This is a genomic window from Chryseobacterium ureilyticum (genome assembly GCF_900156735.1).
Lineage (GTDB): Bacteria > Bacteroidota > Bacteroidia > Flavobacteriales > Weeksellaceae > Chryseobacterium > Chryseobacterium ureilyticum.
This window is the reverse complement of record NZ_FTOL01000001.1, coordinates 217,320-237,883: the sequence shown is the minus strand read 5'-3', so window position 1 is coordinate 237,883 and position 20,564 is coordinate 217,320. Positions and strand designations below refer to the sequence as shown.

At 36.8% G+C, this 20,564-nt stretch carries 21 protein-coding genes; 4 read left to right on the top strand and 17 right to left on the bottom strand.

Annotation, left to right across the window (positions count from 1 at the left end; translation table 11 throughout):
• Positions 1–251: 251 nt before the first annotated feature.
• Both BW983_RS01075 and BW983_RS01070 read left to right on the top strand, forming a co-directional pair.
• Positions 252–1,115: a helix-turn-helix domain-containing protein gene (locus BW983_RS01075; RefSeq protein ID WP_076549233.1), complete on the top strand. Its 864-nt coding sequence runs from the start codon at positions 252–254 to the stop codon at positions 1,113–1,115.
• 101 nt (positions 1,116–1,216) lie between these two features.
• The gene (locus BW983_RS01070) at positions 1,217–1,939 is read left to right on the top strand and encodes a siderophore-interacting protein (protein WP_076549231.1); all 723 of its coding nucleotides are present in this window, start codon (positions 1,217–1,219) and stop codon (positions 1,937–1,939) included.
• Positions 1,940–1,985: 46 nt separating this feature from the next.
• Here BW983_RS01070 and BW983_RS01065 read toward each other — a convergent pair whose 3' ends face one another.
• The 4 genes from BW983_RS01065 to BW983_RS01050 form a co-directional block, all read right to left on the bottom strand.
• Positions 1,986–2,564: an NAD(P)H-dependent oxidoreductase gene (locus BW983_RS01065; protein WP_076549230.1), complete on the bottom strand. Its 579-nt coding sequence runs from the start codon at positions 2,562–2,564 to the stop codon at positions 1,986–1,988.
• Positions 2,561–3,586: an NAD-dependent epimerase/dehydratase family protein gene (locus tag BW983_RS01060; protein WP_076549228.1), complete on the bottom strand. Its 1,026-nt coding sequence runs from the start codon at positions 3,584–3,586 to the stop codon at positions 2,561–2,563. The genes BW983_RS01065 and BW983_RS01060 overlap by 4 nt, the downstream gene beginning before the upstream one ends.
• 53 nt (positions 3,587–3,639) lie before the next feature.
• Positions 3,640–4,206: a Crp/Fnr family transcriptional regulator gene (locus BW983_RS01055; protein WP_076549227.1), complete on the bottom strand. Its 567-nt coding sequence runs from the start codon at positions 4,204–4,206 to the stop codon at positions 3,640–3,642.
• Between the two features lie 286 nt (positions 4,207–4,492).
• Entirely contained in the window at positions 4,493–6,262 is a 1,770-nt protein-coding gene (locus tag BW983_RS01050; RefSeq protein WP_076550759.1) for an aminopeptidase P family protein, read from the bottom strand.
• Positions 6,263–6,513: 251 nt separating this feature from the next.
• On the opposite strand from BW983_RS01050, the gene BW983_RS01045 reads away from it, so the two are divergent.
• Both BW983_RS01045 and BW983_RS01035 read left to right on the top strand, forming a co-directional pair.
• The gene (locus BW983_RS01045; RefSeq protein WP_076549225.1) at positions 6,514–6,951 is read left to right on the top strand and encodes a DUF6526 family protein; all 438 of its coding nucleotides are present in this window, start codon (positions 6,514–6,516) and stop codon (positions 6,949–6,951) included.
• A 202-nt stretch (positions 6,952–7,153) separates the two neighbouring features.
• The gene (locus tag BW983_RS01035; RefSeq protein ID WP_076549220.1) at positions 7,154–8,260 is read left to right on the top strand and encodes a DNA topoisomerase IB; all 1,107 of its coding nucleotides are present in this window, start codon (positions 7,154–7,156) and stop codon (positions 8,258–8,260) included.
• A gap of 197 nt (positions 8,261–8,457) precedes the next feature.
• On the opposite strand, the gene BW983_RS01030 is transcribed toward BW983_RS01035, so the two are convergent.
• The 13 genes from BW983_RS01030 to BW983_RS00970 form a co-directional block, all read right to left on the bottom strand.
• The gene (locus tag BW983_RS01030) at positions 8,458–9,348 is read right to left on the bottom strand and encodes a helix-turn-helix domain-containing protein (RefSeq protein ID WP_076549218.1); all 891 of its coding nucleotides are present in this window, start codon (positions 9,346–9,348) and stop codon (positions 8,458–8,460) included.
• A 140-nt stretch (positions 9,349–9,488) separates the two neighbouring features.
• The gene (locus tag BW983_RS01025; protein ID WP_076549216.1) at positions 9,489–11,735 is read right to left on the bottom strand and encodes a TonB-dependent receptor; all 2,247 of its coding nucleotides are present in this window, start codon (positions 11,733–11,735) and stop codon (positions 9,489–9,491) included.
• A 165-nt stretch (positions 11,736–11,900) separates the two neighbouring features.
• Positions 11,901–12,788 carry an urea transporter gene (locus BW983_RS01020; protein ID WP_076549214.1) on the bottom strand — a complete coding sequence of 296 codons (888 nt, stop codon included), beginning with the start codon at positions 12,786–12,788 and terminating at the stop codon, positions 11,901–11,903.
• Between the two features lie 135 nt (positions 12,789–12,923).
• Positions 12,924–13,625: a hypothetical protein gene (locus tag BW983_RS01015; protein ID WP_076549213.1), complete on the bottom strand. Its 702-nt coding sequence runs from the start codon at positions 13,623–13,625 to the stop codon at positions 12,924–12,926.
• Between the two features lie 272 nt (positions 13,626–13,897).
• Complete coding sequence (locus tag BW983_RS01010; RefSeq protein ID WP_076549211.1) at positions 13,898–14,686, bottom strand: urease accessory protein UreD; 789 nt, start codon at positions 14,684–14,686, stop codon at positions 13,898–13,900.
• On the bottom strand, positions 14,687–15,325 hold the full coding sequence (gene ureG / locus BW983_RS01005) for an urease accessory protein UreG (protein WP_034697252.1): 639 nt from the start codon (positions 15,323–15,325) through the stop codon (positions 14,687–14,689).
• Between the two features lie 135 nt (positions 15,326–15,460).
• Entirely contained in the window at positions 15,461–16,150 is a 690-nt protein-coding gene (locus BW983_RS01000) for an urease accessory protein UreF (protein ID WP_076550757.1), read from the bottom strand.
• Positions 16,151–16,154: 4 nt separating this feature from the next.
• The gene (gene ureE / locus BW983_RS00995; protein WP_076549209.1) at positions 16,155–16,664 is read right to left on the bottom strand and encodes an urease accessory protein UreE; all 510 of its coding nucleotides are present in this window, start codon (positions 16,662–16,664) and stop codon (positions 16,155–16,157) included.
• Positions 16,654–17,304 (bottom strand): hypothetical protein, encoded by a 651-nt coding sequence (locus BW983_RS00990; protein ID WP_076549207.1) that lies wholly within the window; start codon positions 17,302–17,304, stop codon positions 16,654–16,656. The genes ureE and BW983_RS00990 overlap by 11 nt, the downstream gene beginning before the upstream one ends.
• A 201-nt stretch (positions 17,305–17,505) precedes the next feature.
• On the bottom strand, positions 17,506–19,227 hold the full coding sequence (ureC, locus tag BW983_RS00985; RefSeq protein WP_076549205.1) for an urease subunit alpha: 1,722 nt from the start codon (positions 19,225–19,227) through the stop codon (positions 17,506–17,508).
• A gap of 1 nt (position 19,228) precedes the next feature.
• Positions 19,229–19,597, bottom strand: a complete 369-nt coding sequence (gene ureB, locus BW983_RS00980) for an urease subunit beta (RefSeq protein WP_027374325.1) — start codon at positions 19,595–19,597, stop codon at positions 19,229–19,231.
• A 14-nt stretch (positions 19,598–19,611) separates the two neighbouring features.
• Positions 19,612–19,914, bottom strand: a complete 303-nt coding sequence (gene ureA / locus BW983_RS00975) for an urease subunit gamma (protein ID WP_002977652.1) — start codon at positions 19,912–19,914, stop codon at positions 19,612–19,614.
• Positions 19,915–20,067: 153 nt separating this feature from the next.
• Positions 20,068–20,433, bottom strand: a complete 366-nt coding sequence (locus BW983_RS00970; RefSeq protein ID WP_076549203.1) for a hypothetical protein — start codon at positions 20,431–20,433, stop codon at positions 20,068–20,070.
• Positions 20,434–20,564: the final 131 nt, after the last annotated feature.

Genomic DNA, 20,564 nt, shown 5'->3' with positions numbered 1-20,564 from the left:
ATTTTTGACATAGTTTATGGTTTTAAAAGTTTGATTTAAAATTCTTAAACATCAGTTTTCATCATTTGTTTTTTTGCTCTAAAGCAATATTATATCACAAATATGAGATAAATAAAACATTTTGAACCCCGTATAAATACGTAATTTCCGAGATGAGTATTTACTCGCAGTTTATTAGAATAAGTAGTCTCATATTAAACTTGGAGTATGATGAGAGTTATTTGTAGCTTTGTAGAATCGGTTTTAGAAATATGAAACAGACAATTCCAACGTATGACCTGAGTGATATTTCCAAGCATCGTTTTCACATCAAGAGAATGGATCAGCATACCTATGATACTGAAGATATTCTTAAAGATAAAGGAATACATCGGGACAGCCACTATATTTTTACCTGTATGGAAAGCGGTCACGTGAAAATGATGGTTGATTTTAACATTATTGAAGCTAAAGAATCTACTATTTTCTGTGTGCTGCCAGGACAGGTGCATCAGGGGATTTTAATGGATCAGGTAAATGGATGGTTTGTTGCTATAAAATCTGATCTGGTCCCTGATTCGGTACGGTCTGTTTTTGAAGAATTTCTGGAAGGAATACAACCTTTAACGATTGATAAAAACTGGGTGGAAAAATTCAATAACACAGCAACTCTACTCCACTCTTTTTATAAGGAAGAAACGCTGGCTTCCAAAGAGGGCTTTATGGTGATTCAATCTTTACTCCATTCTTTTATAGGAATGTTTGCTTTTAAATATTCAAAGGAAAATTACTCTCAAACTGTCGGAGAAAGTCGTTCTTTGCAACTGAGCCGGGAATTTAAAATCATGGTGCGTCAAAACTATAAAACCATGAAAAGTCCATCTGAATATGCTGACAAACTTAATATTTCAAGAGGTTACCTTACAGAAGTTATCCGTGAAGTTACAGGTAAGCCTGCTCAGCACTGGATTCATCAGGAAATTTTAATTGAAGCAAAACGTCTACTGGCATTTACTCATCTTACGGTAAAGGAAATTGCCTATGAATTAGGTTATACTGATCATGCCTATTTCACGCGGTTATTTTCCAAATTGGAAGACCAGACTCCTTCGGCATTCAGGAAATCTCAGGTGTAAAATAACCTACATCTACCATAACCACGAATTGTCCAATTAATTCCCTGAAACTGCTATCGCTCAATTTTGATTTTACAGCTTCCTTTGCAATAAAAATATTTATGCCAAGCTTACCAAAATGGATCAATGACACCGTAGAAAATGTTTGGTCCTCAAAGTTTAAAGATTGTACCGTTACCCATATCGAAATTATTGCTCCTGATCTTCGAAGAGTCTATTTTCAAACTGATTTACAGGATGTTGATTTTGAACCGGCTTACGCTATAGGAATAAGAATCAATGACAGGGATTTCCGTAATTATTCTCCCTTTAATTTCAATAGAGACAGAGGCAGTTTTGAAGTGATATTTCATGTACATGATTCTCATGCTGTGGGCAGTAATTTTGTAAACAGTTTATATGTAGGAGGTTCTATAAAAATTTTAATGCCACGCGGAAAACGTTTTTTCGAATCCAACGCAAGAATTCACTTTTCTATTGGAGATGAAACATCTTTGGGAAGTTCTCTTTCCATCAAAGAAGCTGTGGAAGAATTGGGATCTCAATTTATATGTCTTCATGAACTGGAAGAGGCTTCTGCTCTTGAAAGCCTTAATCTTTATGGATATCATAGTCCAAAAAACAGTACAATGCGAATGATAGAAGCCTTAACCGACTTTTTGAGAGAAGAAAAAGAATCTATTTATCGTGACGAAGTTGCTTTTTATCTCACCGGAAACGGAGACAGGATGTCATTGATAAGAAAGTTTCTCAAAGCGAAAGGAGTTTCGCCTAAATGTATAAGATCACAGGCATATTGGATAGAGGGAAAAAAGGGATTATAAAACTGAAACCGGAAGAGAATTAATCTGCTTCCGGTTTTCTTATTCTTTACTTAAGTTTTTCTCCCAGTTTTTTTATTTTTTGAAGCCATTGAATTCTCTGCTCTTCTTTTGAGTTTCTAATAATTCCGATATAGGTTACTTTAACCGGTTTTACGCCACAAAATTCCAACGTTGATTTTTTAAGCTGATTCACACTTGGTCTTCCGTACATAAGTCGGTAATACCATCCCGGCTGATCCAGTGTGGTGATAATATGTCCGGTTTTACCTTTTAAAAGTTTGTCCCACCATACTGAGTTTTCACGATATTTATAAGCCATTCCCGATAAAAAAAGCCGATCTATAAAACCTTTTGTAATAGCAGGTAAACCACCCCACCAAACAGGATGTACCCAAACTAAATGATCTGCCCACTGAATAATTTCCCAAGCTTTGATAAGATCAGGCTCCAATTCCATTCTTTTTTGATAACCGAATTGTAAATTGGGATTAAAGTTTAAATCTGCAATGACAATTTCCTTTACTTCTGCTCCTGCCTGCCTTGCTCCTTGTTTATAAGCTTCAATAACACCAACATTAAAAGATTCTTTATTGGGATGCCCATTGATAATGGCTATTTTTTTCATGATGGAGTATTGATATGAATGGTTTCGTAAGCGTTAAGCTGTGCCAATAACAATTGGGGTTCATGCAGCTGATGACTGAAATACACATGATTCTCGTGAGGGTTTCTCAATAATTCTTCAGTATGTAAAACTGCCGATAGAGCAGTAAGTTCTGCCTGTCCTTTTGTACTTTGAAGGCTTAATTTTTTCTCTCCGATCTTATTTTTCACTACAATTTCGAAAACGGATTGATCTCCATTTCCACTGGCACTAAAAATAGCTCTTCTTTCTTTTAAAGATAAAATATCAAACAATCTGATATACTGAAAACCACCAAGCAACCATGTGATAAATTTAGAACTATAAGTCATTTTCACATTGACACTGGGCACTCTTTCAACTTTGTTTAAGATATAAAGATCAGGAACATCAAAATTGTAAGCAACTCTTTTTCCTATTCCAAAAGAAAAATCAAAGGTTTCTTTATTTAAAAAATGCCTTACAGAAACAGGTCGATCATTCTTATAATTAGAGAAAGGAACGGACACATTTTCTGCCATAAAATGAGCTGAGCTCTCTCCTGCAAGGTCTTTCACAGAATAATATACGAAAAGCTTTATTTCTAAAATATCCTGTGTATTTTTTGAAATGGCATTCACTAATCCCGGAACAATTCCTCCCATCCAGCCGGAGCTGAAAACAATTCGGCTGTTCACATCGGATTTTCCTGCAATAGCATAAGCTTTTACGAGATCAGGAGTAGGTTTGGTTATATCCAGATAATCAATATGGTGATGTATGGCATATCTGAGTACATGATCTGATTGATCATTTACAGAAAGAATAATCAGATTAATTTTTTTATCGGAGATAATCTGGAGGGAGTTTGGATCTGTGACATCAATTTTCAGGTCCCGCTCTGTCTTTCCACCTTTTCTTCCACCAATAAAAATAGTAATATCAGGGTTCCGGGATTGTAATATACGGGCTATTGTTTTTCCTACTAATCCGTTTCCTCCAATAATGAGAATATTATGTTCCATATCTTTTTTTGACAAAAGTATAGAGCCCGGAAACCAATTAACAGGACAAATGTCTAAAAAGAAACCTCCTTTCTTATTCGGCTTAAATGTCTTTGAGTAATCCCCAGATAAGAGGCAAGATATTGCAATGGAATATTCTGGATATAATCCGGATAATTTTTAATAAGACTTACATAACGCTGGCTGGCACTGTCTCTCTGCAATTGGAAGAATCTGTTTTCCAATTCAAGGTATTCCTGTTCGGCGATGATTTTTAAAAACTTTGCCCAGTTCAGATTATCCTGCGCTATTTCATCAAATGTTTCTTTTTTCAGAACAAAAAGCTCCGCATCTGTAATTGCCTGCATATTTTCTCTGCTCAGAGATCCTGAAATAAATGATGAATATGCAGCCATCATCGTATTAGGAAACCTAAAACAATACGTCATATCTTTTCCGTCGTCGGAAAGGTAGAAAGAACGGAAAATACCAGATCTGATCAACGCTACTTCTTTACATTTTTCACCTTCCTGGATGAAATATTCATTTTTATTTACTTTCCTCATTTCAAAAAATTGTAAAAATGTTTCAACCTCATCTTCTGAAAATAAATTAAAGCTTTGAAAAAAATCCCGTATCATTATCTTTAGTTATGCAGCGAAAATAAATAAAAACAGGGACATTTCTCATCATAAAACAAAAAACCATCCCAGGATGGGATGATCTACCGTTTTGAATTGACTAAGTTATTTATATGAAGATATGAATGATGTTTGTTGTCACAAAGGTAAAGCCTAAGCATTTCTTTCTCCTCAGGGGAATCCCTAAATTTTTATCCGTAAAAATACGGTTGCATAAAAGAAAAGCCCTGCAAAAAATAACTTACAGGACTTTTGCTAATCTAACAATTATTTTGTTTAGTATTTATTAAAGCGGGCTTACGAGTTGCAAGAACCATTCTTTCACTTCTCCTTCTAAATAAGGAGCAATTTTTTCTTCACATGTTTTATGGTAATCATTTAACCATGCGATTTCCTTTTCGGAAAGAATTTCTTTTACAACATCGTCTTTAAAGAACGGGCAGAAAGTTAATGTTTCAAATTCATAGAAAGTTCCATGAATTGTTTTTTCTGCTTCTTTTACTGCAATAAGGTTCTCATGGCGAATTCCGTAGTGCCCTTCAAGATAATATCCAGGCTCATTGGATAGCACCATTCCCGGAAGAAGATCCTGAGGATTCAGGTCTTTTCTGATATTTTGAGGTCCTTCATGAACGTTCATAAAGCTTCCTACCCCATGTCCTGTTCCGTGGTTGAAATCTTTTCCTTCCATCCATAACGGAAGCCTTGCAATAGCATCAAGGTGTACTCCTTTTGTTCCTTTCGGGAATTTTACCATCGATAAACGGATTAATCCCTGTAATACCAATGTAGAGTTTCTTTTGAATTCTTCAGATGGAGTTCCTAATGCAAAAGTTCTTGTAATATCTGTAGTTCCTTCAAGATACTGACCTCCTGAATCTACCAAAATTGTTTCCGCATTGGTTACTTCTTTGCTACCTTCTTTTTTTGCAGAATAGTGCATGATCGCTCCATTGTCTTTGTATCCAACGATAGAGCCGAAGCTTTCTCCCACAAAGTTTTCTCCTTCAGCACGGAAACCTCTCAGTTTTTCACCGATAGAATATTCATTCATGGCTTCTTTTCCTGCATTGTGAGTCAGCCAGTAAAGGAATTTTACCATCGCAACTCCGTCTCTTACCATTACAGTTCTGAAACCTTCCAATTCAGTTTCATTTTTCTGAGCTTTCATCAGATTTCCTGGTACCGGAGCTTTGATAAATTGGTTATCTGCTTTTAATGTTTCAAAAATCTGCTGGTTGCTGTTTGGAGAAACCAATACTTTTTCATTTTTGAATACTTTCAGGTAGTTATAGAACTCTTCGTAAGGCATCATTTTTACGAAAGAATCATCCATTTGTTTTCTTGCTGCTACTTCCAGTTTTTCCAAGCCTGTGAATAACACTGCATCATTTTTAGTGATCACAATATATCCTAAAAATACAGGATTGCTTTGTACGTCACTTCCTCGAAGGTTCAATGTCCATGCAACATCATCTAAGCTTGAAATAATATGAACGGTAGCTTCCTGCTCTTCCATTTTTTGACGGATTGCAGCAAGTTTGTCTGTTACAGATTTTCCGGCTCTTTCTACAGGATGCACAAAAATAGGATTAGCAGAAGGTGTTCCTCTTTCTTTCCAAACTTCTTTTAGAAGAGGGATATCCGTAAGGGTTATATTTTTTGAATTAAATTTTTGAGAAAGTAGTTCCCAGTTGGCATTTGAAGCCGCTACAGCATTTACAGCAACTTTACCGCCTGCAGGAATTTCTGAAATAATCCAATCGATATAATTGGGAGTTCCTTCTATTCCGTCTTTGAAAAGGTCGATTCCTGAACCATCCAATTCAATGGCAGCCTGTGTAAAATATCTTCCGTCTGTCCAAAGCCCGGCTTTATCTTTAGTCACTACCACAAAACCGGCAGAACCTAAGAATCCTGAAAGCCAAGCTCTTTCCTGCCATTCTTCAGGAAGGTACTCACTCATGTGGGGATCTGCAGAATATACGATAAATGCATCAACATTATTTTTCTGCATTTCTTCACGAAGCGCAGCAACTTTTTCCTTTGAAGTCATTTTTTTCATTTTTAAACACCGAAAGTTACGAAAAATTTGAAGTCGGAGGATTAAATAAAAGCCCTATTTATTGATGATCTGTAATTTTTTATGAATTCTGGTTAAGAATACAAAGAACATGTTTTGCTGACCTAGAGATTATGATGTTTCACTTATTCATTTCTTTCAAAAAAAATAAAATTCATACCATAAAACATTAATTTTTATTAAAATAATAATATTTTGGAAAGATTATTGCTGCAATACATCCTATGAAACAGCAGAACTATAATAACCACAGAAAATTCTATCCACCACATCATTTTATTTATCTCCCTTTGTTAATTGTACTGGAGATTTTAGGAATCTATAAAATCTGGGAGGATCCCGGTAACCAGTTGGTCTGGATATTATTTTCAATTGTGATTTTTCTGCTTTTTTATCTTGCATTTATGACAAGACAGCATTATGCATTGGGACTTCAGAACCGTATGGTGATCCTTGAATTTAAACAAAGGTATTTCGAGATTTTTAATATAAGATCCGATGAAACTGTTGAGAAGTTGAGGTTTGACCAGATTGCAGCACTGAGATTTACATATGATGATGAATTTAAAGAGCTTTTATACAAGGCTCTTCATGAAAATATTTCCGGCGATGAGATCAAGAGATCTATTAAAAACTGGAAAGCTGATAGACTCAGAATTTAACGTACACCAATAAAATATTATACCTATGAAAAAGTGGAGCATTTACAGTATTACGATATTAAGTTTGTTAACACTAACAAGTTGTGAAGCAGTAGGAACAATTTTTAAAGCCGGAATGTGGTGGGGAATTTTCTTAGTGGGTATAATCATAGTGATTCTTTTCCTTATTTTTTCGAAGGGTAAAAACTCTTAACCATTTTCTATGGAGAAGAATACTGATCTGGAGATTATCTCCCACCTCAAGCCATCAAAGATTGTTAAAATCATGAAGGATCCGGAAGCATCTGCAAAGGCGGTACATCTTGTATATACCACCGATGCGGAGACTGCCGGAATTACCCGTAAGAAAACCGGTACAACATATTCTTATTATAAAGACGGCGAAAAGATCAGAGATAAGGATGAAATAAACCGTATCAACAAACTGGTTATCCCTCCGGCATGGGAAAATGTATGGATATGTGCTTTAGAAAACGGGCATCTTCAGGCAACGGGTTTTGACGTAAAGAAAAGGAAACAATACAGATATCATTCCTTATGGAGTGCTCTGAGAAATCATACAAAATTTTACAGAATGCTTCAGTTTGGGTATGCATTACCTAATATTCGACTTCAAATGGAGCAGGATCTTGCGCTGAGGAATTTTGAAAAACGAAAAATACTGGCTTTGATCGTCAGCCTGATGCAGCGCACCAATATCCGCATTGGGAATAATGTCTATGAAAAGCTTTACGGATCTTTTGGATTAACTACTTTAAAGGATAAGCATGTAGAGGTAAAAGGGCAGAAAATCACATTCTCATTTAAAGGAAAAAAAGGAGTTATGCATCATGTGGATCTCAGAAGTAAAAGATTGGCAAGATTGGTACAAAAATGTAAGGATATTCCTGGAAAAGAACTTTTTCAATACTTTGATGATGATGGAAACTGCCATTCTATAGATTCCGGAATGGTGAACGAATACATTAAGGAGATCAGTGGTGAAGATTTTACTGCTAAAGATTTCAGAACATGGTCGGGGACCGTAAGTGCTTTGATTGCTTTTAAAGAAATCGGTTATGCTGAAAACGATTCGGAATATAAGAAGAAAGTGAAAGAAGCTTTAGATATCGTTGCTGAGCATCTTGGAAATACAATTGCTGTCTGTAAGAAGTATTATGTTCATCCTTTAGTCATCAACCTTTACGAAAATAATTCCATTAAAAAATATCTTGACGAGCTGGAAATCATTGAAGAAAATGACGGAAAAGCGGATCTGACGAAAGAAGAGAAACTGGTGATTAAGATTTTGGAAAAGGAAAAAATGTAGTTTTTGAGCTGGAAGAGGGAAGCTGGAGGTACTATTTGTATATGAGATTCTTCCTTCGTCAGAATGACAGAAGACTATGAGTACATAAAAGTTATCCAATAAGCCTGTAGATGAATATAAATCTGTAAAGAGTCAACAATTGATTTTGGAGACTTCAAAGACTTCCACCTTCCCTCTCCCAGCATCCAACCTCAGAATTACCCCTTCACTCTACTATTGCTCAAAAACTGAGTTCTGTATTCCTTTGGGGTAATCCCTGCAATTTTTTTGAAAAGCTGTGTGAAGTGAGATGCTGTATGAAAGTTTAATTCGTAAGCTATCTCAGCGATATCTTTACTTGAGTGAAGCAATGCTTTACTGTAATTGATATCAATTTCGTTGATCCATTGTTTTGGTGATTTTTGGGTAACACTTTTTACGCATTTATTCAGATAGCTTTCTGTTACTGACAGTTTATCTGCATAAAACGCTACCCGTTTTTCTCCCACATGATATTTAAACAAAAGGTCCCGGAACTGAAGAGACAATTCCATCGGGCGTGTTGCAGATTTATGATGGGTATCTGAATCTGTGCTTAACATTTTAATCAGAATCAGGTGAAGCATGGTAACGACAACGTCATTCACATTGAGGTTATTCAGCCATAATTCCTGTTCCATAATGGGAAGAAGCTGGGTAATAGTTCCGTACGTGAGACTATCCAGATTCAGAAAAGGAGTCATAAAGAAAATACTGCTTTTATGCTTTGGTAATTCCTGTTCAGAAAGAATATTATTTTCATAAGCGAGGAAAAAACCTTCAATATCATCGGAAAGTTCTACGGTTGCGGTAATTGTTCCCTGTTTGATAAAGATTACCCCTCCTTTTTCGGCATGGTATTCTTTATTTTCAAGATATTGTTTGATATGTCCGTTGGTAACGAAGATAATAAAGTTAAAGGTTGTACGGTACGGAATCACAGGCATTAAAATCCCCTTAAGGTAATTTTCTATCCGGTAAAGCTGTATATCCGCATTATTGGCTAAAATTTTCTCCGTGATATTCGGTAGAAATAGTTTTTTGTACTGAAAATTGGATAATACTTCCATATCCGATATTATGATTAATTAAAGTTAGACAAAATTTGTAACGTAGAAAGAAGAGAATTTGAAAATTTGAGAATGAGTCAATTTGAAAATACCTTTTACTCATCAGCTCTAAGACTCTCAAACCCTCTTACCTTCTCACTCTAAAACTTGTAATACACTCCCACTCTCACACCAAACGGGCTTCCCGGCGTATACGTAAGATCTGTAATAGGTTCTGCTTCTCCTTTCAATTGGGTTTCTGTTGCAAACTGGGCTTCATTCCATTTTACATTGAAAAGATTGTTCACCTGAATATTCGCACCCCATTTCTGACGGTTATAAGACAATACCAGATCATTTACAAAGTAAGCTTTTGTCTTAATACTATTGTCTTCAACTGCCGGTCTTTCTCCCAAGTAACGATATTGAAGTCCTAAAGAGAACCCATGAAGGAAATCCCAATTCACAGAGCCTGTACTGGTAACCACAGGTGCCAGCGGAATATAATCCTGTCCTTTTTCTTCTTCAATAAACCTTGCATGAGAATAATTAATGTCTGCATTCAGGTAGAAGTTTTCCAAGGGCTGAAAACGGATTCCCAGATCTGCTCCGAAACGTCTGGATTTTCCGGATGGCTCTACTACAGCATCGTCTCCTACATACACAAATTCCTGTTGAAGATCCATATACCATAAAGCAGGTGTAATGATTAAAGATTTAAACGGATGTAATCTTACTCCGAAATCTGCTCCGATGGAATAAGGAAGTGTATTTTCATTCTTATTGGTTACTACTACTCTCACATCATTGGAATGGAATCCCATGCCTGTTTTCAGGAACCACATTACATTATCGTTCTGAGCGTAAGAAAAGTTTAACTTAGGGCTTACTCTTGTTGCTTCTTTTGATTGTCCTGAAGGCAATTGCTCAGGATCCAGCAAATTATGCATGTTAAAGATAAAGTGATCTACTCTTACAGCAGGATTAATCGTCCATTTTCCGGTTTTCCAGACTAGACCTGAATATGCATGAAGATTGGTTTCCGTTCCGTTTACATCAGACAGTCTGTCCAGTAGCATATCTCTGTGATAAACATGGTTGAGTTGTAAGGTATTGATATCATCATTTCTTAACCCTATTCCTGAGATCCAGTTCAGGGAGCTATTTGCAAGAGAGAAGCTTTTGGTATATTTTACTTCCGCTCCATAGATATTTCTTCCGTCCGTTTGTTGAATTTCATCGCCATGATCTTTATCTTTTAAATAGAAAGTAAAATCGGAATACAGATTGAAATTATATTTTGAATAAAAAGCCATCGCATCAATCTGTTCAGACGGAGAAATGATATGCTTAAAATTCATCTGAAGATTGGTTCTGGAAGTCTTTCCACCTTCAGTAGGATCTATGCTTCCCCATCTGCCAATGATTCCTTCATCTACAGCACGTTCAGGAATTTGCCCGGATGCATTCCATGAGGAATTGAATGTTGAAAACTGGATATTGAAGTAATCGTTATCCGTAAGCCATTGATTGTATTTTCCGAAAATATTTACCCTGTTGAAGTTTTGTTTCACATCAAAAGGACCATCTGTATAGTTATATTCTGCGGCGATGTAGGCATTTTTTCTTCCCAGGTCATCATGTAGAATATTGAACATTCCCAATACTCTTTTTGAGTTGAAAGAACCGCCTTCAAGTTTGATCATGCTATTTTTCAATCCGCTATAAGTCTGAAAATCTACATAACCAGCAGTATTAAAATCTCCACGATCCATATAATAAGATCCTTTTCCGAAATCGATATTATTTACCGTTTCAGGGATCACAAAGTGAAGATCAGAATATCCCTGTCCGTGGGCATGAGATACAATATTCACAGGCATTCCGTCTACATTTACGCTTACATCTGTTCCATGATCAGCATCAAATCCTCGTAAGAAAAGTTGTTCTGCCTTTCCGCCTCCTGCATGTTGTGCAATGAACAATCCCGGAACTTTTCTCAATAAGTCCTGAGCTGAATTCACCGGAAATTTATTCAGATCTACTTTTGTAATGGCTGATAAAAATGAACTGTGATTAATAGCTACTTCTGAGATCTGAAAAGGTTTATGCTGTAAAAAGATAACTTTGCTTTTATCCTCGTCGTTGGTAACTACCCATTTTACTTCATCATATCCCTGTCGGCTGATTACCAGTGTATCCGGAAGAGATTTTACAGGAATGGCAAAAGTACCGTCTGTTCCTGTGTGCGTATGGCTGTTTCCGTGATCATATTTTACCAATACATCTGCGATTGGAAATTTGTCATCTGCATCTTTGATTAACAACTGTTTTTCTACTTCCTGCGCCATCATTTTTCCACTGAATGCCATGACAAGAAAAGCGGCTGCTATTTTAGTTATTTTCATTTTTTGTTAAATTATTAATTTGGAGGAAAGATAATAGGCGGAGAGATGATAGAAATGGTAGACTTAAAGGTCAATGGTCAATTTTGCTTCGTAAGTGAATTATCAATTTGAAGTGAAAGGATTTTATCTCGAAGCTCTCAAACTCTAACATTCTCAAACCTTAGTCTATGCTTTCGCTTTAAGAAATATCTTTTGAATTAAAAGCGTGATCCAAGTTCCTGCTACGAATGGAAAAGTAAATACTCCGCCTACTGCATCCAGACAGTGATTGTCTATCAAAAGATCGTCAATTATGATCGTTAGCAAAACAGCAATTAATACCCATAACCCATCTGTTCTTTTAATACCTGAAAATACGATTGCCGAAAGAACAGCGTTGAATCCAAATAGCCCCATATGAATTTCTTTAATGGGTTCACCATTTAACTGTGATAATCCTGCGCCTAGAATAGAAGCGGCAAGTCCGTATAGAGCAGCAATTGGAGAACCTATAAAAACAGCAATAAAGAAAATAACTCCCGAAAGTACTCCTCCCTGGAAGATTACTTCACCAAAACCATTGGTACAGGTAAGGAAATCATCATATTTTGAAGGTACAACCTCAGCGCTCAGCATAGCTGAAGGCGGAATATGTGTAAAATGATGTAAAACAAATACCAATATCCATGTAATTACAATGAAAGGAAAGGTAAACACCGGAATTTTCTTTTGGATAAAAAAGTGTTGAATAATTGTAGCCAATGCTCCACCTAATATAATAAGAAACCAAATCAAGACTGTTGTTTCAAATAAGAAAGCCAAAGCCACTCCTACAAGCGCTGCACTGAAGCCATATAATCCTGCTTTGATTTCAGATTTATCATATTTCAGCGTCATCGCGGTAAAAGTTCCAGCAGCTGTTGAAAGCAATACTGCGACTCCACATTGCCAGCTACCCATAAAGATTCCTATAAGAAACAGTAGCCCCGTCCATCTGTTTTCCTGAAGCATAATCTGCCCGATTCCTTTTAAAATATTATCTAAAAAAGGGATTTTTTTGAAAAATTCGTTCATAGTTTTTTTAATTGTAATATTGATTGAAAATAAAATTGGAGATAAAGAGATACATGTAGACCTAAAGGTCAATTGTCAATTACCCATGAAAGAATAATGACTTTGAACTTTAAAAAGTTCCATTCTCAAACTCGCCTACCATCCAAGAAAGACCATTCCAACTCCGCAAACAGTTACTACAGCTCCGCTTACCACTCCCATATATCTTTCCAGCTTTTCGGTATTGAATAATGTTGAGTAGCCATAACGTCCTAAAAGAACCATTCCAAGCATGGTTAAAACAGTGGTTACCGTGAATGAAGTCACCAGAACAGCGATTTCAGACATGGAATGTTTTACCCCTGAGTAGAATAATAAAGGAATCAAAGGTTCACTTGGTCCCATTACGAAGATCATAAAAAGAACAAGCGGTGTTACTTTTATTCTTGTTTGAGGCATTACGACTTCACTATGATTATGTTCATACACATAAACATCATCCCCCATGACATCGAAATGTTTGTGAGGTTTATTTCTGATTGCCTGAACAAGACCGTATACCAGATAAACTCCACCAAAGATCAGCAATGCCCATCCTGAGAAATTACCTCGGATATCCTGAAACCAGGAGATCTTATTCAGCTGCCAACCCAGAAACACACCGATAAAACCTAAAATTAATGAGCTAAACACATGTCCCAATCCGCAAACTACGGTTAAAACTGCGGTTTTCATTCCGCTCCATTTTTTTGATTTTGAGATCACAATGAAGGGCAGGTAATGATCCGGTCCTGAAGCTGTATGTATAAAACTTATTGAAACGGCACTTAAGAGGAGTGCCCAAACTGTACTGTCCATTTTCTATTTTTAATTCCTTTTTTAAGTTTTGGCTAAAGCCAGTGGAAAATTTCTTTTATTTATGCGGGCTTCCTTCGGCTAAGCTCAGGATTATAGCCCGCTTCTATTGAATCTATTTCTTACGGATTTTAGAGGTTTTGCAAATCGTTCTATACAAAGCTTACAATAAAATCTACTTCATCTACTCAATCAGCAAGCGATTAAAATCTTTCGTCCTTATTAGCACCTTTCGACTCCGCTCAGGGTGACAAAGTCATTAAAGCAATATTCTTTTACTCCAATGACCAAAGAATTTCCTGAACATGCAGGAAGAAATTGTACATCAATTCACCGCCATGTCCTAAAGCTCTTACCACAAAACCATTATCTTCCATTGCCGATACTCCTACTTCCATTTCTTCAATATGCTGTGCTGCAGCTTCCACAATCTCTTCAATCAACCCATTTTTATCTACATTGTCTTTTGTACTGTAGAATATCAGAGTTCCCTGATGGGTATACTGCTCCAGATTACCAATACTGCTGATCGGGATCAATTCCGGTTCAATGACAACGTTATCCTTCACTACCAATCTGTTGTTATGGTAGATTTCCATTAAATTCTGAAAACGTTTCAGCTTAAAAACCTCTCCGTAATGCTTTCTTCCACAGGTAATGATCTCGCTGATGATAATCTGGCTGTCATTTCCGATATGGATATTGGCTTTACTTTTAAAATTGGAATCTTCATGAGGAACAATCGGATGGGGAACGTAAGCAAAAGAAGTGTCATCTTCCATGGTTACATTTAACTCCTGGAGAGCTTTATCCTTCATATTGAAAAGTCTCTGATACGATTGTGACTGTAATTGAAGGGAAGAACCTTTTTCCAAGGATACATCCAGGTAATAATGATCTCCATCCAGAATTCCCGGAGAGGAGCTCATCACCATCTGATACAGTTTCTTATCTGTCTTTCGTTGTCCTACAGAAACTACTCTGAAAGGTAATGAAACATAAAGATCCTTCACATATGATTCTCCTCCCTTGAATCCTGCAATAATTTTTAAACGACTATCCATTTATCTTACTAGGTTCGGTTCTTCAATTTCTTCTAAAAGAGCGTATTTTTTGATCCACCCGATTACTTTATCCAAACCTTCATCTGTTTTAAGGTTGGTAAACACAAAAGGATTTCCTTTTCTCATTCTTCTTGCATCATTCTCCATTACTTCTAGGCTGGCTCCTACATGAGGCGCAAGGTCAATTTTATTAATAATCAAAAGGTCTGATCTTGTAATACCGGGACCACCTTTTCTAGGGATTTTTTCTCCTTCTGCAACGTCAATAATAAAGATTGTAACGTCTGCAAGGTCTGGGCTGAATGTAGCAGAAAGATTATCACCTCCACTTTCAATAAGAACCAATTCAATTTCAGGGAAACGTGCTGCCAGTTCATCTACAGCTTCAAGGTTCATACTTGCATCTTCACGAATCGCAGTGTGAGGACAGCCTCCTGTTTCTACTCCAATGATTCTGTCGTGGGGAAGAAGACTGTTTTTAGCCATAAATTCGGCATCTTCTTTTGTGTAAATATCGTTGGTAATTACTCCAAGATCGTAAGTCCCGAATAATTTTCTGCTTAAACGTTCCAATAATGCAGTTTTTCCTGAACCAACAGGTCCTGCAACTCCTACTTTTATGTATTTTCTATTTTCCATTTTTTCTAAATTTTACTTTGTTTGTTGTTTTTTAACGCTAAGTGCGCTAAGGTTTTTGATTGATTGTGAAGATTTTTCGTTCGCAAGGGCGTTTCACTCAGCAAAGGTTATGTACATTTTACCCCTTTATCTTTTTTAGGACATATAAAGTCTTGAATATAGTCTTTCGTGCTGCATACATCGGATATCAAAAGCTGTATTACAAAGTCCTACCATATCTCTGTCCAGTTCAATAGTTTCTAAAACTGTTTTTTCCATAACCGGATACAATGCAAATAATATGTCCTGTCCATCAAGTTGTCCAAGTGGCACTAGCTTTACAGCATTGGTAATCATTCCGGCAACGGAGGTATAATAAAACCCTAATAATCCTTCATATAAAGGGATTTTCATGAGATAAGCATAGATCCCAAATACAATACAGTAATGAGAATTGGCTTGTTTATTCTGAACTGCTTTCTCAAATGCTTCCATCAATGGGAAATTTTCTCTTCTTTTGAAAATTTTGATCAGTCTTAATCCCAATTTTTGGCTGGCTTGGCGGATTTCTTTTGGGCATTTTATTGCATTACATTCATTGTCAAGATCTAAAAGGGTCTGTAAATCTCCTTTTCCCGCAGCTTCATAAGCCAATTTCGCAAAAGCTCCATCATTGAATTTAAGATTGTACTGAAGCATGTTCTGTACAAATTCCTTCGCTGTCTCTACATTATGTACAATTCTTTCCTGCACATAGGTTTCAAGTCCGTTGGAATGAGTATAACCACCAATAGGAAGCGTAGGATCTGCAAGATGAAGTAGTCCTGATAAAAAATTGATATTCATAATATTATTCATCTTTTGGAGCTGCCATTTTTAAGATTTTAGTAAAAATTGTGGAACCAAGACTTCCGTGTCCGTGAGGTTCTACATTGGATTTAAGGAGATTCAATAGCTTTACGGATTGTTTTTTCGGTTTGAAACCGCTTGCTTCCAGCCATCTGAACATCGGCATTTCAAACGGAAGCAATACTTTATCCTCCTGAATGAAAAGCGGAATATGTTTGTTTCCTATTTCGTAGCATACAGTACCCATTTCCAATAAAGATCCGGGAACCATTACAATTGCCTCTGTTTCCAGAACATTGATTGCTATTACTTTTTCTGCATCCTCAAAAAGAATATCACCTTCACGTAAACGTTGTCCTTCTTTTAAAAATTTGATGGCAACATCTGCTCCATTTCTGGTTTTTTTGCGTTGGATTCTTTTCGTAGTCTCAAACCATTCCAGATCAAGATAATCTATGGTTTTTGATGTAGGATTTTCGGTTAGATTGCCTATAATTTGATTAATTATCATCTTTAGCCGATTTTTTTCTGAAGTCTAAGTTTTTAGAGATACCTACTCCGAATGTTGAGCCACTGATTCCTGCCACATAGCTTTTGGTCCAGCCTTCTTCTTTTGTTTTGGTCTGAAGCATTGAAAGTTCTGCAAATTTGAATTTCAGAGCCCAGCCTCCACCAAGTACAATTCCGATCAAAGGATAGGCACGAAGACGGAATCCGTTAAAATTCTCCATGGCATCAGCTGTAGTAGCCTGTTGCTGTCCCCAAACATAATGTGCATCGATCTGTCCGATCAATACAAAATATTTCCCAAGCATTACCGACGGACTGTACCAAACTCCTGCTTCATTTTGTTTGTATACAACATTATGGTTAACAGAGTTTTGAGAATAGGCATAATTAACCCCGATCAGATCATTATTATTGATAAAATATCCTACTCCAAGAGGTGCACTGGAAACTGTACTGCTACTGTTGGTAGGCGTGGTAACTTTTGAATAATCTAAAGAACCATAAACCATGAACTGTCCTTTTGGTCCATCTTCATCACTTTTAAGTCTGTGTCCGCCAAGAAACTGAGCGCTTAAATTTCCTGAAAGCAGAGATATTCCGGCTATAGCAAGAGAAAAAACTGTTTTATTTAAATATTTCATTCTAAACTTAGTTGTATAATTAATTGTTTTTAAATTCTATTGGGATAAATTTTGAATAAAGCGAGTGTCTGAAAATTCAACTTATTTGGTTTTTGTCATTCTGAACGAAATATAGTGTAGTGAAGAATCTCAATGGAATTATCAAAGAGATTCTTCCTTCGTCAGAATGACATTTTCAGACACTCTGCTTTAAAATTTATCTTAGAATAAGTAATACAACTGAGTTAATGGAAGTGTTTCTGCTGGTTCACAAGTGATATATTCACCGTCTACCGTTACTTTATAGTTTTCAGGATTCACTTCGATTAAAGGAGTTTTATCGTTATGGATAAGGTCCTTTTTACCAATATTTCTACAGTTTTTCACCGGAAGAATCATTTTTTCTAAGCCGTAAGAAGCGATCGTTCCGTTATCGATAGAGATCTGAGAAACAAAGTTCGCACAAATACCATATTTGGCTTTTCCGTGAGCTCCGAACATATTTCTGTAGATAATAGGTTGTGGTGTTGGGATAGAAGCATTCGGATCACCCATTTTAGCAGCGATTACGAATCCTCCTTTTACAATCATTTCAGGTTTCACTCCGAATAATGCTGGTTTCCAGATTACCAAATCCGCTAGTTTCCCTTCTTCAAGAGATCCTACATATTCTGAAATACCATGTGCAATAGCAGGATTGATCGTATACTTAGCTACATATCTTTTAGCACGGTAGTTATCGTTTCCGCTATCTTGATCTTCCACTAAATCACCTCTTTGCTCCTTCATTTTGCTTGCCGTCTGCCAGGTTCTCGTGATCACTTCCCCCGGTCTACCCATTGCTTGAGAGTCTGAACTCATGATACTGAAAACTCCCATATCGTGAAGAATATCTTCTGCTGCAATAGTTTCAGGACGGATACGTGAATCTGCGAATGCCACATCTTCAGGAATATTTTTGCTCAAGTGGTGGCAAACCATCAGCATATCTAAGTGCTCATCGATTGTATTGACTGTGTAAGGACGTGTAGGGTTTGTAGAAGCCGGTAATACGTTTGGATACATCGCTGCTTTGATGATGTCCGGCGCGTGACCTCCACCTGCTCCTTCTGTATGGAAAGTGTGAATTACTCTTCCGTTGATCGCTCTCATGGTATCTTCAAGGAAACCTCCTTCATTCAAAGTATCTGTGTGGATAGCAACCTGAACATCATATTTATCAGCTACTTTTAGTGCTGCATCAATCGTTGCAGGCGTTGCTCCCCAGTCTTCGTGAATCTTTACTCCTAATGCTCCGGCTTCAACTTGCTCTTCGATAGGTTCTTCTGCAGAACAGTTTCCTTTTCCGAAAAATCCTAAGTTCATTGGATATTCTTCTGCTGCCTCAAGCATTTTCTGCATATTGAATTTTCCTGGAGCTACCGTTGTTGCATTTGTTCCGTCATTCGGTCCAGTTCCACCTCCAATCATCGTAGTAATACCACTGTATAAAGAGGTTTCAATCTGTTGCGGACAGATGTAGTGAATGTGGGTATCAATACCTCCGGCAGTTACGATATATCCTTTTCCACCGTGAACTTCAGTAGAAGCACCGATAATCATGTTAGGACTTACACCGTCCATTGTATCAGGATTTCCAGCTTTTCCGATTCCTACGATCTTACCATCTTTAATCCCGATATCTCCTTTTACAATTCCCCAATGGTCGATGATTACTGCACCAGTGATACAAAGGTCAAGAACCCCTTCATCTCTTTTGGCAGTAACATTTTGTCCCATTCCATCACGTACAGTTTTTCCTCCTCCGAAAACGGCTTCGTCTCCGTAATGCGTGAAATCTTTTTCGATTTCAATGATAATTTCAGTGTCACCCAGTCTGATTTTATCTCCAGCTGTAGGACCTAATATATTTGCGTATTGTTTTCTGTCTACGTGTAAGCTCATCTTACTGATTTTTAAAGTTTAACTCCTGAACTTTTGCAAGGCTTGCTTTTTTCTGATCTTCAGAATCCACCTGTCCATCAACAAGGTTATTGAAGCCCATTGCTTTTTTGGTTCCTCCTATTTCTACCAATTCCACTTCTTTTTCTTCTCCTGGTTCGAAGCGCACTGCAGTGCTAGCTACAATATTCAGTCTCTTTCCGAAAGCTTTTTCACGGTCAAAGCTCATCGCCTTGTTTACTTCGAAAAAGTGAAAGTGTGAACCTACCTGAATAGGACGGTCTCCTGTATTGGTTACTTTGATTTTGACAGTTTCTCTGCCTTCATTGCAGATAATAGTGCCTTCTTTTACAAAAATTTCTCCTGGTATCATAATAATAAATAGGATTAACGGATTGGGTTGTGTACGGTTACCAGCTTAGTTCCATCAGGGAATGTAGCTTCAATCTGAACATCGTGGATCATTTCTGCCACGCCCGGCATTACGTCTTCTTTCGTAAGAAGGTTGGCGCCTTCCTGCATCAGTTCGGCTACTTTTTTTCCATCTCTTGCTCCTTCAAGCAAAAAGTGACTGATTAATGCGATAGATTCTGGGTAGTTTAATTTAAGACCTCTAGCCTTTCTTTTTAGAGCGAGTTCTCCTGCCAGAAATAGCATAAGCTTTTCCGTTTCTCTCGGTGTTAAGTGCATAGTATTTTTATTTAAAATTGGACAAACAGTATTCTGTCTGCCTTTCTAAAAAGGCAAATAGAAGTGTTCAAAAGTGTAAAATGAAGTAATGATGTTCACAGATCAGTATTATAGAATACAAATCATAATGAATCATTAAAAGTTAAAAAAGAATTAGCAGCGTGCTATCTGCAGGGAATGATACAGGATGTATCTTGGTGCAGTAATATAAACTCCGGTTTGAACCGAAGCAACTTTAGTATTATAAGAATAGCCAGCAAAGAAATAGTTCAGCCATTGCTCTGCAAGTATTGAATAATCAAATTTTATTTTCTCCCAATCATTCGCATCCTGGGCATCCTGGGCATCTGAAAAACTGTAAATTTCAGGCTGAGTCTGCTGATCGGATTTTTGCTGAAGAAGATGAATTTTTGATAAGAGATCAGAGTATGATTTAGTTTTTCCCGTATGTGTAAGAAAACCTACACATAAAGCTGAGAAAAATAATACAAAAGAGAAAAACAGGACTCTTTTTTTCATGTCTGATAATAATGGTGTAAAATTAGAACAATCTTAAATCTCAGGCTATCAAAAAAATTATTTAAAATGTTCAAAATCGCAACAAAGTGAATTTTATATAAATTTAACATTTCTTTATAAATCCTTTATTT

Bases quoted from the DNA above. Each gene is read 5' to 3' on its own strand.
- BW983_RS01050 (WP_076550759.1), bottom strand. From the start codon at position 6,262: ATGACTTCAAAGGAAAAAGTTGCTGCGCTTCGTGAAGAAATGCAGAAA.
- ureB (WP_027374325.1), bottom strand. From the start codon at position 19,597: ATGATACCAGGAGAAATTTTTGTAAAAGAAGGCACTATTATCTGCAAT.
- BW983_RS01000 (WP_076550757.1), bottom strand. From the start codon at position 16,150: ATGAATATCAATTTTTTATCAGGACTACTTCATCTTGCAGATCCTACG.
- BW983_RS01010 (WP_076549211.1), bottom strand. From the start codon at position 14,686: ATGGATAGTCGTTTAAAAATTATTGCAGGATTCAAGGGAGGAGAATCA.
- BW983_RS01015 (WP_076549213.1), bottom strand. From the start codon at position 13,625: ATGGACAGTACAGTTTGGGCACTCCTCTTAAGTGCCGTTTCAATAAGT.
- BW983_RS01030 (WP_076549218.1), bottom strand. From the start codon at position 9,348: ATGGAAGTATTATCCAATTTTCAGTACAAAAAACTATTTCTACCGAAT.
- ureA (WP_002977652.1), bottom strand. From the start codon at position 19,914: ATGCACTTAACACCGAGAGAAACGGAAAAGCTTATGCTATTTCTGGCA.
- ureC (WP_076549205.1), bottom strand. From the start codon at position 19,227: ATGAGCTTACACGTAGACAGAAAACAATACGCAAATATATTAGGTCCT.
- BW983_RS01035 (WP_076549220.1), top strand. From the start codon at position 7,154: ATGGAGAAGAATACTGATCTGGAGATTATCTCCCACCTCAAGCCATCA.
- BW983_RS01055 (WP_076549227.1), bottom strand. From the start codon at position 4,206: ATGATACGGGATTTTTTTCAAAGCTTTAATTTATTTTCAGAAGATGAG.
- BW983_RS00970 (WP_076549203.1), bottom strand. From the start codon at position 20,433: ATGAAAAAAAGAGTCCTGTTTTTCTCTTTTGTATTATTTTTCTCAGCT.
- ureG (WP_034697252.1), bottom strand. From the start codon at position 15,325: ATGGAAAATAGAAAATACATAAAAGTAGGAGTTGCAGGACCTGTTGGT.
- ureE (WP_076549209.1), bottom strand. From the start codon at position 16,664: ATGATAATTAATCAAATTATAGGCAATCTAACCGAAAATCCTACATCA.
- BW983_RS00990 (WP_076549207.1), bottom strand. From the start codon at position 17,304: ATGAAATATTTAAATAAAACAGTTTTTTCTCTTGCTATAGCCGGAATA.
- BW983_RS01070 (WP_076549231.1), top strand. From the start codon at position 1,217: ATGCCAAGCTTACCAAAATGGATCAATGACACCGTAGAAAATGTTTGG.
- BW983_RS01020 (WP_076549214.1), bottom strand. From the start codon at position 12,788: ATGAACGAATTTTTCAAAAAAATCCCTTTTTTAGATAATATTTTAAAA.
- BW983_RS01025 (WP_076549216.1), bottom strand. From the start codon at position 11,735: ATGAAAATAACTAAAATAGCAGCCGCTTTTCTTGTCATGGCATTCAGT.
- BW983_RS01075 (WP_076549233.1), top strand. From the start codon at position 252: ATGAAACAGACAATTCCAACGTATGACCTGAGTGATATTTCCAAGCAT.
- BW983_RS01060 (WP_076549228.1), bottom strand. From the start codon at position 3,586: ATGGAACATAATATTCTCATTATTGGAGGAAACGGATTAGTAGGAAAA.
- BW983_RS01065 (WP_076549230.1), bottom strand. From the start codon at position 2,564: ATGAAAAAAATAGCCATTATCAATGGGCATCCCAATAAAGAATCTTTT.
- BW983_RS01045 (WP_076549225.1), top strand. From the start codon at position 6,514: ATGAAACAGCAGAACTATAATAACCACAGAAAATTCTATCCACCACAT.